Origin of the sequence: Kineosporia sp. A_224, from assembly GCF_002198655.1 — a bacterium.
Taxonomy (GTDB): domain Bacteria; phylum Actinomycetota; class Actinomycetes; order Actinomycetales; family Kineosporiaceae; genus R-H-3.
Genome location: NZ_MWLN01000067.1, coordinates 1 through 13,816, shown reverse-complemented (window position 1 = coordinate 13,816; position 13,816 = coordinate 1). Strand labels below are relative to the sequence as shown.

The following is a 13,816-nucleotide window of genomic DNA, read 5'->3' as shown; positions in this document are numbered from 1 at the left end:
GGCCGTCGTCGGCTCGGTCGTCGGCACCGTCGTCGGCACCGTCGTCGACGACGTGGGCGCCGCACCGGCCGGCCCGGCGACGGCGGCGAGCAGCGCGGCGGCGACCCCCAGCGCCACGACCGGCCCGACGAGGGCCGTGCGGCGGATGCTCGTGGTGCGTCCCTGCGGTTGCGCGCCCATCGCGGCGCCTCCTGACGACGTGTCGGCTCCCCCGGTCCGGAGCCGGCCGGACGAGGCAGGACGCCGTCGTCCGCCCGACCCAGGACCTGTCGGCCGCCGCGGCGCAGGGCTGCACGGTCCCGGGGACGCGTCGCCCGGTGGTACCAACGCCGGGGCGCGCAGGATGGCCGACGGTCACGGGGAACCACCCGCTCGGCGCCTGGACGGCGCCGGCCGGGCACCCTCGGTGCCCGGCCGCCTGAGGCCGAACGGGTTGCGGCCGAACGGGTTGCGGCCGGACCGGGCACAGGCCCGGACGGGCACCGTCAAGCGCTGGTGGCGCCCTCGAGCCGCTCGAGCCGGCGACGGGCGGCACCGGCCGCGGGCGGCCCGTCGGACAACAGCGTGCGCAGCGTCGTGAGGAGCGCGCCCGTCGCCGCCCGCGGCACCCGGACCCCGCCGTCGGGCAGGCCGAGGAGCTCGCGGTGCTCGGGACGCAGGGTCGAGACCGCCCCCGCAAGGAGGACGGCGTACCCGGCTCGGGCGGCGACGGGCAGCGGCGGCCGGCGGAGGAACTCGAGGGTGCGCCGGGTCACCTCGGTGGCCGCGAGGTCGCCCGCGACGTCGGCCATGTACGCGTCGAGGTCGGCCCGGCTGCGCGGTGGCGCGGTCGCGCCGACCAGCTCGGCGGCCGTCGCCCACTGGCCGACGTACGCGTCGGCACCGCCGGGGATGTCACCGGCGAAGACCTCGTGGGCGGCGAGGAAGGAGTCGGTGAAGGCCGCGTGCACCCAGAGCAGGAGGCGCTCCTCGTCGGCCCGGTAGGGCCGCTCGACGCCGTCGCCCGCGTCGTACGTGCCGCGGACCTTGCGGTGCATCCCGCGGACCCGGGCCGCCTCGCGGTCCGCGGCGGCGCGCGAGCCGAACGTCGTCACCGTGAGCCAGCGGGTCGTGCCGGCGAGCCGGGCCAGCGGGTCGGCCCGGTACGTCGAGTGCTGGTCGACGCCGGCGATCGCCGCCGGGTGCAGCGCCTGCACGAGGAGCGCGCGGATCCCGCCCACGAGGGTCGCGAGGTCGCCGTGGACCGCCCAGACCGCCGAGCCCGGGCCGAAGTAGCCCGCGTCGTCGCCGTCCTTCATGTCGGGCACCCACTGCGGCGTCCCGGTGGCGTCCCCGCTGACGATGCCGCGCAGCCCGGCGCCGACGCGGGCCGAGAGGGCGCGGCGGGGCGCGGAGACGAGGGAGCGCAGGTCCGGCATGCCTCCACGGTGCCGGGCCGCGGGCCGGTCCGCCACACGGGGCCGGGCGGACCGCCCGGTCAGGCGCCCCGCCCGCCGGCGGACAGGTCCGTCGCGGCCAGGACCCGCAGCCCCGGCCCGGCGCCCGGGTCGCCGCCCGGGGCGGGTGTGGTGCCCTCGACGACGAGGCTCGCCCGCCGCCCGGCGAGGACGAGCGTCGCGAGCGCGTTGCCGAAGTGCGGCCCGGCGACGAGGTCCCAGGCGAGCGAGGGCCTCGGCGCCCCGCCGACGGCACCGAGCAGCGCGCGGGCCGTGCGCCGCGCGGCGCCGCTCCAGGCCAGCCGGAACGCCAGCCGCATCGGGGTCGGCACCCGGTTGTGCAGGGGCGAGCACGTCACCTGGTGGACGGCGGACAGCGCCGGTCCGGGCCCCTGCGGCCAGTGCGCCCGGCAGACGTAGGAGTGGTGGACGTCCCCGGAGAGCACGCTCACCGTCGCCGGGGCGGGGCCGCGCGCGCCGCGGGCGAGCCCGTGGAGGAGGTCCGCGAGCCGCTCGAACGACTCCCCGAAGGCCGCCCAGTGCTCGAGGTCGGCGCCGCGGCGCAGCCGCTCGCCGAATTCCGCCCGGCGCGGCCGCCGGTCGGCCGCGAGCCGTTCGTCCCACGCCTCCACGTCGTGCAGCGCCGGCGCGAGCAGCCACGGCAGCGAGGTGCCGACGAGCACGTGCTCGACGCCGTCCCCGGGCGCGAGGGTGAGCTGGCGGCCGACCCACTCCCACTCCGGGTCGCTGAGCATCGAGCGCCGGTCGCCGTCGAGCATCCGGCCGCAGCGCGAGTCGAGGACGACGAGCCGGACCGGCCCGAGGTCGCGCCGGAACGACCAGCGGTAGCCCTTGGCGCCGTCCGCCTCGGCGTCCGCGCGCACGGCGAGCGCGCGCAGCAGCGGCCCCGCGTCCGTCCCGGGCGGCAGGTCCCGGACGGCGCACCACGTCGGGTCCGCGTCGAGCTCGTCGGGCGAGAGGTTGCCCAGGTGCTGGTACACCCAGTACGACGACAGCCCGGCGACGATCCGCTCGGCCCACCAGGGCTCCTGCGCGGCGTCCCGGCGCCAGGCCCCCGAGGTGTTCCAGTCGTCGTGGACGTCGTGGTCGTCGAAGATCATCGCCGTCGGGACGGTCGACAGCAGCCAGCGCACCTCGGTGTCGCACCAGGACTCCCGGTACAGCCAGGTGTACTCCTCGAAGTCCGCGACCTCGCCCCGCGGCTCGCTGTCGCCGCCGCGGCGCTCGCGGATCCGGCGGCGCACCTCGTCGGTCGTCTCGTCGGCGTAGACCTGGTCGCCGAGCAGGAGGAGCAGGTCGGGCCACACGTCGTCCACCCCGGACCGGACCGCGGCCGCGAGCCGGTGCGCCAGCGCGTCGAGCGAGTCCGGGCCGTAGGAGGCCGCGCCGGTGAGCGCCCGCGGGGTCGCGTACCGGCACGAGCCGAAGCTCACCCGGACCGGGCCGTCGTGCCCCAGGGTGCGGATCCGGCTCGGCGGGAACGCCCGCTCGCCGGCGCCGGGCGGCGGCGGCCAGACGGCCTCGCCGTCGAGCCGGACGTCGTACTCGGTGACCGTGCCGGGCCGCAGGCCGCGGACGACGACGAGCGCGTAGTGGTGGCCCTCGACGGTGACCGTCCGGGCCTCGTGGCCCGCGACGGCGACGGTGCAGGGCGCGTCCGTCTCGACCCACACCGTGGCGTGCGTGGGCCCGACGTGGCGCAGCACGGGTCCGACGGTCAGCACGGGCACGAGGACCGTCCTACACGAAGCGCGGGGGCCGCGCCCGTCCGGGCGACGACGTCCGTCCCGGGCCGCAGGGGCAGCCCGGCGGCGAGGATCGGGGCATGAGTTCTCGCACTGCTGCTCTGGACGAGGCGGCCACGAGGTTCCTCGCGGCCCGCAGGATCGCCGTCACGGGCGTCTCGCACGCACCGCAGGGGCACGGCAGCAACGCCGTGTACACCCGCCTGCGGGACCGCGGGTGGACCGTCTTCGCGGTGAACCCGAACGCGCAGACCGTCGAGGGGGACCCGTGCTACGCCGACCTCGGGGACATCCCCGGCGGGGTGGAGGCGGTCGTCGTCGGGACGAGCCCGGAGCGGGCGGAGGCCACGGTGCGCCGGTGCATCGAGCTCGGGATCGGCATGGTCTGGATGCACCGCGGCCTCGGCGCCGGCAGCGTCGACGAGGAGGCCGCCCGGATCGGCCGGGAGGCCGGCCTGCTCGTCGTGGCGGGCGGCTGCCCGCTCATGTTCGACGGCTGCTCGGACCTCGGCCACCGGGTCATGCGGCGGATGCTCCGCCCCACGGGCGGTCTGCCCGCGCACGCCTGACCCGGGTCCGCGGGGTCCGCGGGTCCGCCCGCGGCCGTCAGACCCCGATCGTCAGCGAGGCCGTGTACCCGCTCGCCGCGTCGCCGGCCATCGAGGCGATCTGGTGGATGCCGCCGTCCTCGCCGAAGACGTTGTCCGCGGCCAGGCTGGTCCCCGCGAGGTTCGCGACGCTCGCCTCGTAGCCGGTCGTCGCGTAGACCGCGCTGCACGTCTCGGCGGGCAGGGCGATCTGCGAGGTCTTGACGATCGGGCCTGCCGTCGTCGCGTCGTCCGCCGAGCCGTAGACCTCGAAGTGGATGTGCGGCCAGCGCCCGCTGTAGCACCCCGGGAAGACCGTGGTGAAGGTCGCGGTGCCGCTCGCGTCGACCTCCTGGACGCCGCGCAGGAAGTTCTCGCTCTCGAAGCCCTGCGAGTAGAGCGAGTAGTTGCCGTCCGCGGTGCAGTGCCACAGGTAGACGGCCGCGCCGGTGAGCGCGTCGCCGGTGGCGGTGTCCCGCACCGTGAGCCGCACCGTGAGCGGGACGCCCCCGGCCCTCGTCGTCGAGGCGCCGAAGCTCGACGTGATGTCCTTGCGGACGATCCCGGAGTCGTCCAGGACGTTCACGCCGTTCGAGCCGTCGCCCGGGTAGGGACCGGCCGTCTCGTCCGGCACCTCCGTGAGCCCGGTGGACGACGACGACGAGGACGACGACGAGGACGACGACGAGGCGCCCGACGACGAGGACGACGAGGACGCGGCCCCCGTCGCGCCGGGCGACGACCCGGACGACGACCCGGACGACGACGACCCGCACGCGGCGAGCAGGGCGGCGGCGCTCACGCCCCCGAAGAGGCCGAGGAGGCGCCGCCGGTCCACGAGGGTCTGCACGTCGTAGCCGAGGCCACGGTCCTCCTCGTCGATCTCGCGGCCGTTCGCGTCGGTCCAGCGCGGGTCGGTCGTGGTCATCGGTGGGCCCTCGTTCCGTGTGCGTCGTGGTGGACGCCCGGCCGTCCTCCGGCCGGGCACGACGAAACTAGGTGAGCAGCCCTGGCGCCCTGCTGGGTGCGACCTGGGGGCCCGCTGTGAGCCGCGGTCAGCGGGTCGCGGGCTCCGTACGGTCGGCCAGGTCGCGGCGCACCTGCTCCATGTCGACGTCGCGCGCCGCCTGGACCAGCTGCTCGAGCGCCGGCGCGGGCAGCGCGCCCGGCTCCATGTAGAGCACGACGCCGTCGCGCAGCACCATGAGCGTGGGGATCGAGCTGATCTGCAGGCTCCCGGCGAGGACCCGCTCGGCCTCGGTGTCGACCTTGGCGAAGGTGATGTCGGCGTGCTTCTCGCTCGCGGCCTCGAAGACGGGCGCGAACATCCGGCACGGGCCGCACCACGCGGCCCAGAAGTCGACGAGGACGATCCCCTCGCCGGTCACGGTCTGCTCGAAGGTGGCCTCGGTCAGGTCGACGGTCGCCATGCGCGTGCTCTCCTCACGGGTGCGGACCCGGTGGGTCCGGGACGGGTGCTCCGTCCACCCGAACCCATACCCCCCTGGGTATATTCCCAGGGGGGTGCGGGTGGCGCCTTGTCAGGCGAGGGTCGCCACGTCGATGACGAACCGGTAGCGCACGTCACTGGCGACGACCCGGTCCCACGCCTCGTTGACCCGATCGGCGGAGATGACCTCGATCTCGGCACCGAGGCCGTGCTCGGCGCAGAAGTCGAGCATCGCCTGGGTCTCGGGGATGCCGCCGATCATCGAGCCCGCGAGGCTGCGCCGGGCCGGGATGAGCGCGAACGCGGAGACCGGCATCGGGTGCTCGGGGGCGCCCACCTCGACGAGGGTGCCGTCGACGGCGAGCAGCCCGAGGTAGGCGTCCATCTCGAGGTTCGCGGACACCGTGTTGACGATGAGGTCGAACGTGCCCGCGAGACTCTCGAACGTCGCGGGGTCGCTCGTCGCGTAGTAGTGGTCCGCCCCGAGGCGCAGACCGTCCTCGCGCTTCTTGAGCGACTGCGACAGCACGGTCACCTCGGCACCCATCGCGTGCGCGATCTTGACGCCCATGTGACCGAGGCCGCCGAGACCGACGATCGCGACCTTCTTGCCGGGGCCGGCGCCCCAGTGGCTCAGCGGGGAGTACAGCGTGATGCCGGCGCACAGGAGCGGGGCGGCGACGTCGAGCGCGAGCCCCTCGGGGATCCGCAGGACGAAGTCCTCGGTGACGACGATGTGCGTCGAGTAGCCGCCTGCGGTGGGCCGGCCGTCCCGGCCGACGCTGCCGTAGGTACCGATGTTCCCCTGTGCGCAGTACTGCTCGAGGCCGCGCCGGCAGTTGTCGCACTCGCGGCACGAGTCGACCATGCAGCCGACGCCGACCCGGTCGCCGACGGCGTGCCGGGTCACGTCGCTGCCGACCTCGGCGACGACGCCGGCGATCTCGTGGCCGACGACGATGGGCCACCCCGCCGGGCCCCACTCCCCGCGCGCGGTGTGGATGTCGGAGTGGCAGATCCCGGCGTAGTGGATGGCGATGAGGACGTCGTGCGGGCCGAGGTCGCGACGCTCGACGGTCGTCGGGACGAGGGGTTCGGTGGCGCTGGGCGCGGCGATGGCCTTGACGGTCAGCACAGGGGGCTCCTGGAACGGTGGACGTCGGGCGGGCGAGGACGCCGTCGGCCTCGGCCCCGTGCTCTCGCACGGTGGACTGCGGCGAGCCTAACCCGCTACCGCCCGGCGAGCAGCGCGCGCAGCCGCGCCTCGGCGTCCTCCCGGCGCACGACCCGCACCCGGTCCCAGCCGTCGACGCCGGCACCGCGGCGGTCGGCGGACACGTAGCGGTCACGCTGCTCCGACCACCGCTCCCAGTGCCCGTCGAAGGACTGCGGGTCGAGCACCCGCCCCCGGGAGTGCTGGCCGGCGAGCGCCTGCGCCCGGGCCGCGTCCACGTAGACGAGCGCGGGCCGCCACCCCCGGGCGCGGGCCAGCCGGACGACGAGCGCGTTGCGGCGCGGCCGGGTCGCGGGCTCGTGGACGACGAGCGCCCGCGCCCGCAGCGCCCGCGGACCGGCGGCGACGAGGCCCACGACCGTCACGGCGTGCAGGGTGTGCACGAGCGGGCGGTAGGCCCGGTACGGCAGGACCCGCCCGAGCGTCGCCGCGAACCGGGCCCGGTGACCCTCCGGGTCCACGACGCGGACCCCGTCCCGCCGGGCGGCGACTCGTGCGAGCACCGTCGTCTTCCCGGCTCCGGGGACCCCGCCGACGACGACGAGGTCCGGCGCTCCGGCGAGGCGCCCGGGCGCCGGGGGCGCAGGGCCGGACCGGTCGAGCAGCGCGGGCATCGCTCCCCCTCGGTCGGAAGGCTCGGTCACCCTGTCCAACGGCCGGCGGGCCGCGGGGTTCCGCGCGTTCCGCCCGGTCCGCGCGGAACGGGCGCCCCGTCCCTCAGGAGCGGCGCCTCGGCTCGCCGTCGCCCGCGCCGTCCCATGCGGTGACGTCGAGGACGACGGGCGGGCCGCCGGCCTGCCCCCCGGTCACGAGACAGCCCTGCGGGACGAGCACCGAGGCGGTGATCCCGTGGCCGGCCGAGGCCTCCAGGACGACCTCGACGTCGTGCCGCGCGGCGAGCCGGCCGACGACGTGCAGCCCGAGCAGCCGGGCCGCCCCGACCTGCGCGTCGGCCCGCAGGATGCGGGAGTTCGCGAGGTCCAGCTCGTCGCGGGTCATCCCGATGCCCTGGTCCACGACGCGCAGCCGGTAGCCCTCGGGGACGCGCACCCCGGCGACGACGACCCGGCTGACGGGCGAGGAGAAGGTCGTCGCGTTCTCGAGCAGCTCCGCGAGCAGATGGGTGAGGTCGGTCGCGACGGTGCCGGGGACCGCGGCCTCCTCGAGCTGGTGCGGCTCGACGCGGACGCCTTCCTCGATCTCGGCGAGCGCGGCGCGGACGACCTCGGCCAGCGGCACCGGCTGCGCCCGGGCGGGAGCCGGCGGAGCACCGGCGAGGACGAGGATGCTCGCCGCGTTGCGGGTCACCCGGGCCGTCGCCCGGTCGATCCGGAAGGCCGCCGCCATGACGGTGGGGTCCTGGGTGACCCGCTCGAGGTCGGTCACGTGGGACTGCACGCGTGCGAGGAGGGCCTGGTTGCGGCGTCCGAGGTTGAGCAGCATGTCCGCGGACTCCCGCTCGCGGCGGTGCTGCTCGACGGCCAGCCCGACGGCCGTGTCCTGCAGCCCGGTGAGGGCGGCCGCGAGGTCCGCGAGCTCGTCGCCCGTCGCGACGGTGACGCGCTCGAGGGCCGGCGGCGGGTCGCCGTCCTCGCTCGCCGCGATCCGCCGGACGGCCTCGGGCAGCCGCTCCCGCGCGATCTCGAGGGCCGCGGCCGTGACGCTCCGGATCGGGCGCACGACCCGGACGACGAAGACGACCAGGAGCAGCAGCAGCGCCACCACCCCGACACCCCCGAGCAGGACGACGAGCTGGCGTTGCCGGGCCACGGCGGCGTCCCGGGCGGCGACCCGCTCACCGACGACGGTCTCCAGCCGCGCCGCGCCCGCGGCCAGCCGGTCGGCGGCCCGCACGTCGGGGCCGCGGACGGCGGCGTCGGCCTCGTCGGCCACGCGCACGTCGCGCGCGGGGGTCCGGACGAGCAGCGCGAGCTCGCGGTCGTAGGCCTGCACGAGCTCGGCCCGCGCGGCCTGCGCCGCGTCGAGGTCCGCCCGGCCCGCCGGGTCGTCGACCCGCCCGGCCAGGGAGGCGGCGAGCGCGTCGGCCCGCGCGGCCCGGGCCCGCAGGGTCGCCGTCCGTGCGGTGAGGGCCTGCGGGTCCGTGCCGGCCAGGACGAGGTCCTGCCAGGCCCGGCCCTGCTCCTCGTGCGCGAGCCGCAGCTGCTGCGCCAGCCGCGCGTCGGCGACCTCGTCCGCGACGAGCCGGCCGTACGCCGCCGAGGTCGCCGCGACCTGCTGCAGCAGGAGGAGGACGGCGACGACGAGCAGCACGAGCAGCCCCGCGACGACGACCGAGATCTTCGCCCCGATGCCGGGCCCGGCAGACCTGACGGGTCCTGCGACGTCGTGGGACGCGGTGCGTGCTTCCACAGCTGCTAGCCCTCCCGGGGCCGACGAGTTCAGCAGTCGATGTCACTCTGCTATATCAAACGACTACCATTGGTGATCGGGTAGCCGCCCAAACATCACCAGTTGTGACAGGCACTGTCAACCGAGTCACCATGATTCCCAGATGTGATTGCTCGACCACCTGAGGTCACCACTCGTCGTGACCCGGGACCTCTGCGGCGAGCATCCCCCTGCCGTCTGACAGGCTGGTGCGCCGTGAAGCCGATCCAGTTCCCGCGCGTCGGGGCCGAGCGCGAGGGCGCCTCGCCCGACCTGGCGCGCTACGCCTACCTCTCGATCGCCGTCGCGGTGACGACGATCGCGCTGAAGACCGGCGCCTACCTGCTCACCGGGTCGGTCGGTCTGCTGTCGGACGCCGCCGAGTCGGGCGTCAACCTCGTCGCCGCCGTCATCGCGCTCGCGGCGCTGCGGGTCGCCGCCCGCCCCGCGGACGACAACCACCACTTCGGGCACGGGAAGGCCGAGTACTTCTCGGCCGGCGCCGAGGGCGTCATGATCTTCGTCGCCGCCGGGGTCATCCTCGTGACGGCGGTGCAGCGGTTCCTCGACCCGCAGCCGCTGGAGAGCGTCGGGCTGGGGCTCGTCATCTCGACCGTCGCCTCGGTGCTCAACGGGGTCGTCGGCGTGCTCCTCGTCCGGGCCGGCCGCCGGCACCGGTCGGTGACGCTGAGCGCGGACGGCAAGCACCTGCTCACGGACGTCTGGACGTCGGTGGGCGTCATCGCCGGCGTCCTCGTCGTCGCGCTCACGGGCTGGCAGCGGCTCGACCCGGTCATCGCGGCGCTGGTCGCGGTGAACATCCTCGTCACCGGCTACCGCCTCGTCTCCGAGTCCGTCGTGTCGCTGCTCGACGCGGCGCTGCCGCCGGAGGACCTCGCCCGGGTGACCGCCGCGCTCGACGGCCTGCGCTCCCCCGAGATCGACTTCGCCGACGTCCGCAGCCGGGTCTCCGGCCGGCACCGGTTCGTGTCCCTGAAGATCCTCGTCCCCGGTGGCTGGACGGTCGCCCGGGCCCACGACCTCGCCGACGAGGTCGAGGCGACCCTGGGCGCGGCCCTCGAGGACCTCGACGTCACGACCCACCTGGAGCCCGCAGGCACGCCCGCCGTGACGTCCCGGGGCTGACGGCCCGTCACCCGCACGACCGCTTCAGCCGCCGGTCGTCCGCACCGATCTCCAGGACAGGGGCAGGCCCCCTCCTGCCTCCTGCCGACGGCCGGCACGCCCCACCGGTCGCGCGCACGCACCGGGAGGTCCGTCCGTGCCCGACATCCGCGCCCTGCCGATCCGCTGGCGGCTCACCGTGCTCGGCGTGGTCGGGGTGTCCGTCGCCCTGGCGATCGGGGTCGCCGCCTTCGTCGAGGCCGCTGCCGTCGCTGCCGCCTCGGCCACCGTCGAGCGGATGGACCACCTGCACGTCCTCGTCGTCGAGGCGGACGTCCAGCACGGCGCCTCGCAGACCGCGACCCGCTCGGCGCTCCTCGCACAGACCCAGCAGGCGCAGGCCGAGGCGGTCGCCGGGCAGGAGGAGGCCCGCGGCACGACGACACGGATCAGTGCCGAGATCGCAGCGCTCGAGAAGGACGTGCCCGCGGACCTCGCGCGGTCGACGACCGCCTACCGCGCCGCGATGGCGAGCTACCTCGACGCCGCGGCGAATGCGATGCCACGGCTCGCGGAGCTCGGCCCCGCGTCGCCGACGGCGCCGTCGGCCCTCCTGGACGACGACGCCCGGGTCGCCGCGGTGGACCGGACCGCGAAGGCGGTCGAGGAGCAGGTGTCCGCCGCGTCGGCTGCGGCGTCGGCCGACCTCGCCCACCGGCTGTCGCGGCTGCGCCAGGTCGTCGTCCTCGCCCTCGTCGTGGGGATGGTCGCGATGGCCGCCGCGACGCTGTGGATCGCCCGGTCGATCACCGTCCCGGTGTCGAGGATGGTCTCGGCGCTGCGCGCGGTCGCGGGCCGCGACCTCACCGTCGACGTCGACACCGCGCACGGGGACGAGATCGGTGCCATGGGCCGGGCCCTCGCCGAGGCGCTCGACGGGGTCCGCGGCACCATGCGCGCCCTCGACGACGCCTCGACGACGCTGACGTCCGCCGCCCAGGAGCTCACCGGGGTGGCCGGCGAGCTCGAGGAGAACGCGACCGTCGCCTTCGAACGGGCCGAGCAGGTCAGCGCGTCGGCCGGCGAGGTCTCCGGCGGCGTCGGGGCGATGTCCGCCGCGACCGAGGAGATGAGCGCGTCGATCCGCGAGATCGCGCACAACGCGTCGCAGGCCGCCGACGTCGCGAGCGGCGCGGTGCGCACGGCGGGCGAGACGAGCGGGGCGGTGGGGCGGCTCGGCCAGGCGAGCACCGAGATCGGCGAGATCCTGCGCACCATCACGGCGATCGCCGAGCAGACGAACCTGCTCGCGCTCAACGCGACGATCGAGGCCGCCCGGGCGGGCGAGGCCGGCAAGGGCTTCGCGGTCGTCGCGAGCGAGGTCAAGGACCTCGCCCAGGCGACGGCCCGGGCCACCGAGGACATCGCCGGGAAGATCGAGGCGATCCAGGTGACGACGACCACGGCGACCAGGTCCATCGCCGAGATCACCGACGTGGTCGGTGAGATCAGCGACATCCAGGCGACGATCGCCGCGGCCGTCGAGGAGCAGTCCGCGACGACCGCCGAGATCAGCCGCAGCGTCTCGGACGTCGCGGCAGGCTCGGGGACCATCGCCGAGACCATCGCCGGGGTCGCGGACGTCGCCGGGTCGACGTCCCGCGGTGCGGCGGCGACGCAGCGCTCCGCGGCCGACCTCGCGCAGCTCGCGGGCGACGTCCGCGACCTGGTGTCGGCGTTCCGGTTCGACGGCACCGGCCGGTGAACCCGTGCGCCCGTAAACCCGTGCGGCAGAACCGCTGCAGCCCTGGCACAGTGGGCGCGTGACCGACCGCCGCGCGTCCTTCGACCTCAACCGTGCGAGCTGGGACGAGCGGGTGCCCGCGCACGCCGAGTCCCCCGACTACGCACTGGTCCGGTTCTCCGACGACCCGGCGTTCCTCAGCGGCGTCGTCCGCTTCGACCTGCCCCGGCTCGGCGACGTCGCCGGTCTCGACGTCGTGCACCTGCAGTGCCACATCGGCACCGACACCGTCTCGCTGGCCCGGCTCGGCGCCCGGGCCACCGGCCTCGACTTCAGCGCGGCCGCGGTCGAGCAGGCCCGCGGCTTCGCCGCCGCGCTCGGCCTCGACGTCCCGTTCGTCGAGGCCGACGTGCACGACGCGGTGCAGGCCCTGGGGGGCAGCAGGTTCGACCTGGTGTACACCGGCATCGGTGCGCTGTGCTGGCTGCCGGACATCGACCGCTGGGCGGGCGTCGTCGCCGGGCTGCTGCGCCCCGGCGGCCGGCTCTTCCTCCGCGAGGGCCACCCGATGCTCTGGAGCATCGACGAGACCCGCCCCGACGGGCTGCTCGTCGTCGAGCACCCGTACTTCGAGCGGGACGAGCCGGTCGTCTGGGACGACGGCGGGACCTACGTGCAGACCGACCGCACCTTCACCCGCAACGTCACCCACGAGTGGAACCACGGGCTCGGGGAGATCGTCACGGCGCTGCACCGGCACGGCCTCGCGCTGACGATGCTCGTCGAGCACGACAGCGCACCGTGGGACACCGTCCCCGGCCGGACCGTCGCCGACGACCTCGGCGAGTTCCGGCTGACAGACCGCCGCTGGCGACTGCCGATGACCTACACGCTGCAGGCCACGAAAGCCTGAACCGGGAAACCTGAAACCGTTCACCTGGCACATCTGGTGGGGCCGCCACCGACCCCCTCAGATGAGGGGGTCAGGGTCAACCGAACGGTCTAGCGACTGCATCCTCCATGCGGCGCGACCTGCGGTTTGTCGCTCTCCGTAATGGGTCGACTCCCCTACAACTCGGCGTACCCGTCTCCCCCGATCGGGGCTGCCCAGGTACCCCTCGCCCCAAGGATCTTAGAGACCAATGGGCGACGCGTGGCCGGCCGGCCGCGCGGGAGTACGTCGGTGCGGGCGCGCCGGCGGTTTCAGAGGGGCGAACGTCATGACGGACGTGTCGACGAACCACGGCCGGGTCTCCCGGCGAACGATGCTCAGGCTCGGCGCGGCGGGGACGGCCGCGACCGGGATGGCCGCCGCGAAGATCATCGCAACCCCCGACCTCGCGGACAAGGGCTGGCTCAACCGGAACGGCCTCTTCGAGGCAGCAGCCGTCGCCTGGTCGGACTCGGTCTACATCGAGAACTTCCCGACGAGCCCGCTGATCCTCGAGCCGTTCAAGGACGCGCTGACGATCCCGAAGGCGGCCAAGCCGACGCCGGCCTCCACGTGGAAGTCGTGGGCGGAGTCCCCCCGCAAGGACAAGCAGGCGTCCTCGCCGGACTCGACCCACCAGATGTGGTGCGACGAGACCCCTGGCGCGACACCCGGTCTCGAGCCGATCGTCTACGAGTTCGACCTGCTCGTGCGCGGCCACTCGTTCACGTCCTCGAAGGTCCTGCCGATCGACTCGGCCGGCAACCCGACGGTCTCCTTCGACTCCAACGGTGCGTCCTACCCCGCCGGCACGGTGCGCACCCTGCCGCAGAGCACGATCTACGGCTTCAACGGCACGTTCCCCGGGCCGATGGTCAACGCCGAGTACGGCAAGCCGGTCGTCATCCGCTTCCGCAACCGGCTCGACGAGAACCCGTGGGGCCTGGACCGGCAGGACTTCGGGGCGCCCGACTGGTCGTTCCTCACCCACCTGCACAACGCGCACACCGCTCCCGAGAGCGACGGCAACCCGCACTACACGATGAACTACGGTCCGAGGTACCAGGGCTACCGGCCCGGCGAGTGGTGCGACAACCTCTACCTCAACTGGCCGGCGGGCGGTGACGACCGGGAGAAGCAGAGCTTCTTCTGGTT

Annotated in this window: 12 protein-coding genes and 1 pseudogene; 5 read left to right on the top strand and 8 right to left on the bottom strand. The window is 75.1% G+C overall.

The window, feature by feature from the left end; translation table 11 throughout:
* From EDJALFJO_RS05610 to EDJALFJO_RS05600, 3 genes and pseudogenes are all read right to left on the bottom strand, one after another.
* Positions 1–180: pseudogene (locus EDJALFJO_RS05610) on the bottom strand (hypothetical protein); the annotation flags it as partial.
* Positions 181–485: 305 nt separating this feature from the next.
* Entirely contained in the window at positions 486–1,418 is a 933-nt protein-coding gene (locus tag EDJALFJO_RS05605) for an oxygenase MpaB family protein (RefSeq protein WP_088283054.1), read from the bottom strand.
* Positions 1,419–1,477: 59 nt separating this feature from the next.
* On the bottom strand, positions 1,478–3,187 hold the full coding sequence (locus EDJALFJO_RS05600; protein WP_088283052.1) for an alkaline phosphatase D family protein: 1,710 nt from the start codon (positions 3,185–3,187) through the stop codon (positions 1,478–1,480).
* A gap of 95 nt (positions 3,188–3,282) precedes the next feature.
* Here EDJALFJO_RS05600 and EDJALFJO_RS05595 point away from each other — a divergent pair, with 95 nt between their 5' ends.
* Positions 3,283–3,771, top strand: coding sequence for a CoA-binding protein (locus EDJALFJO_RS05595; protein WP_088283050.1), 489 nt, complete (start codon positions 3,283–3,285; stop codon positions 3,769–3,771).
* Between the two features lie 37 nt (positions 3,772–3,808).
* On the opposite strand, the gene EDJALFJO_RS05590 is transcribed toward EDJALFJO_RS05595, so the two are convergent.
* The 5 genes from EDJALFJO_RS05590 to EDJALFJO_RS05570 all read right to left on the bottom strand — a co-directional run bounded on the left by EDJALFJO_RS05590 (position 3,809) and on the right by EDJALFJO_RS05570 (position 8,843).
* On the bottom strand, positions 3,809–4,717 hold the full coding sequence (locus EDJALFJO_RS05590; RefSeq protein ID WP_088283048.1) for a 3,4-dioxygenase subunit beta: 909 nt from the start codon (positions 4,715–4,717) through the stop codon (positions 3,809–3,811).
* Between the two features lie 127 nt (positions 4,718–4,844).
* Positions 4,845–5,219, bottom strand: coding sequence for a thioredoxin (gene trxA, locus EDJALFJO_RS05585; protein WP_088283046.1), 375 nt, complete (start codon positions 5,217–5,219; stop codon positions 4,845–4,847).
* Positions 5,220–5,330: 111 nt separating this feature from the next.
* A complete protein-coding gene (locus EDJALFJO_RS05580) occupies positions 5,331–6,374 on the bottom strand; it encodes an NAD(P)-dependent alcohol dehydrogenase (RefSeq protein WP_088283044.1) in 1,044 nt (347 codons plus the stop codon).
* A 95-nt stretch (positions 6,375–6,469) separates the two neighbouring features.
* Positions 6,470–7,087 carry an AAA family ATPase gene (locus EDJALFJO_RS05575; protein ID WP_088283042.1) on the bottom strand — a complete coding sequence of 206 codons (618 nt, stop codon included), beginning with the start codon at positions 7,085–7,087 and terminating at the stop codon, positions 6,470–6,472.
* 103 nt (positions 7,088–7,190) lie between these two features.
* Positions 7,191–8,843, bottom strand: coding sequence for a sensor histidine kinase KdpD (locus EDJALFJO_RS05570; protein WP_088283040.1), 1,653 nt, complete (start codon positions 8,841–8,843; stop codon positions 7,191–7,193).
* Positions 8,844–9,077: 234 nt separating this feature from the next.
* Between EDJALFJO_RS05570 and EDJALFJO_RS05565 the strand changes: the two genes are divergently transcribed.
* From EDJALFJO_RS05565 to EDJALFJO_RS05550, 4 genes are all read left to right on the top strand, one after another.
* Positions 9,078–10,007, top strand: coding sequence for a cation diffusion facilitator family transporter (locus EDJALFJO_RS05565; protein WP_198950036.1), 930 nt, complete (start codon positions 9,078–9,080; stop codon positions 10,005–10,007).
* Between the two features lie 136 nt (positions 10,008–10,143).
* Positions 10,144–11,751, top strand: coding sequence for a methyl-accepting chemotaxis protein (locus EDJALFJO_RS05560; protein WP_088283038.1), 1,608 nt, complete (start codon positions 10,144–10,146; stop codon positions 11,749–11,751).
* A gap of 58 nt (positions 11,752–11,809) precedes the next feature.
* The gene (locus tag EDJALFJO_RS05555) at positions 11,810–12,643 is read left to right on the top strand and encodes a bifunctional 2-polyprenyl-6-hydroxyphenol methylase/3-demethylubiquinol 3-O-methyltransferase UbiG (protein ID WP_088283036.1); all 834 of its coding nucleotides are present in this window, start codon (positions 11,810–11,812) and stop codon (positions 12,641–12,643) included.
* 307 nt (positions 12,644–12,950) lie between these two features.
* A partial coding sequence (locus tag EDJALFJO_RS05550; RefSeq protein ID WP_158220295.1) for a multicopper oxidase domain-containing protein occupies positions 12,951–13,816 on the top strand: 866 nt, incomplete at its 3' end.

Excerpts from the sequence above, each read along its gene's own strand:
- trxA (WP_088283046.1), bottom strand. The coding sequence starts at position 5,219 with ATGGCGACCGTCGACCTGACCGAGGCCACCTTCGAGCAGACCGTGACC.
- EDJALFJO_RS05575 (WP_088283042.1), bottom strand. The coding sequence starts at position 7,087 with ATGCCCGCGCTGCTCGACCGGTCCGGCCCTGCGCCCCCGGCGCCCGGG.
- EDJALFJO_RS05595 (WP_088283050.1), top strand. The coding sequence starts at position 3,283 with ATGAGTTCTCGCACTGCTGCTCTGGACGAGGCGGCCACGAGGTTCCTC.
- EDJALFJO_RS05605 (WP_088283054.1), bottom strand. The coding sequence starts at position 1,418 with ATGCCGGACCTGCGCTCCCTCGTCTCCGCGCCCCGCCGCGCCCTCTCG.
- EDJALFJO_RS05590 (WP_088283048.1), bottom strand. The coding sequence starts at position 4,717 with ATGACCACGACCGACCCGCGCTGGACCGACGCGAACGGCCGCGAGATC.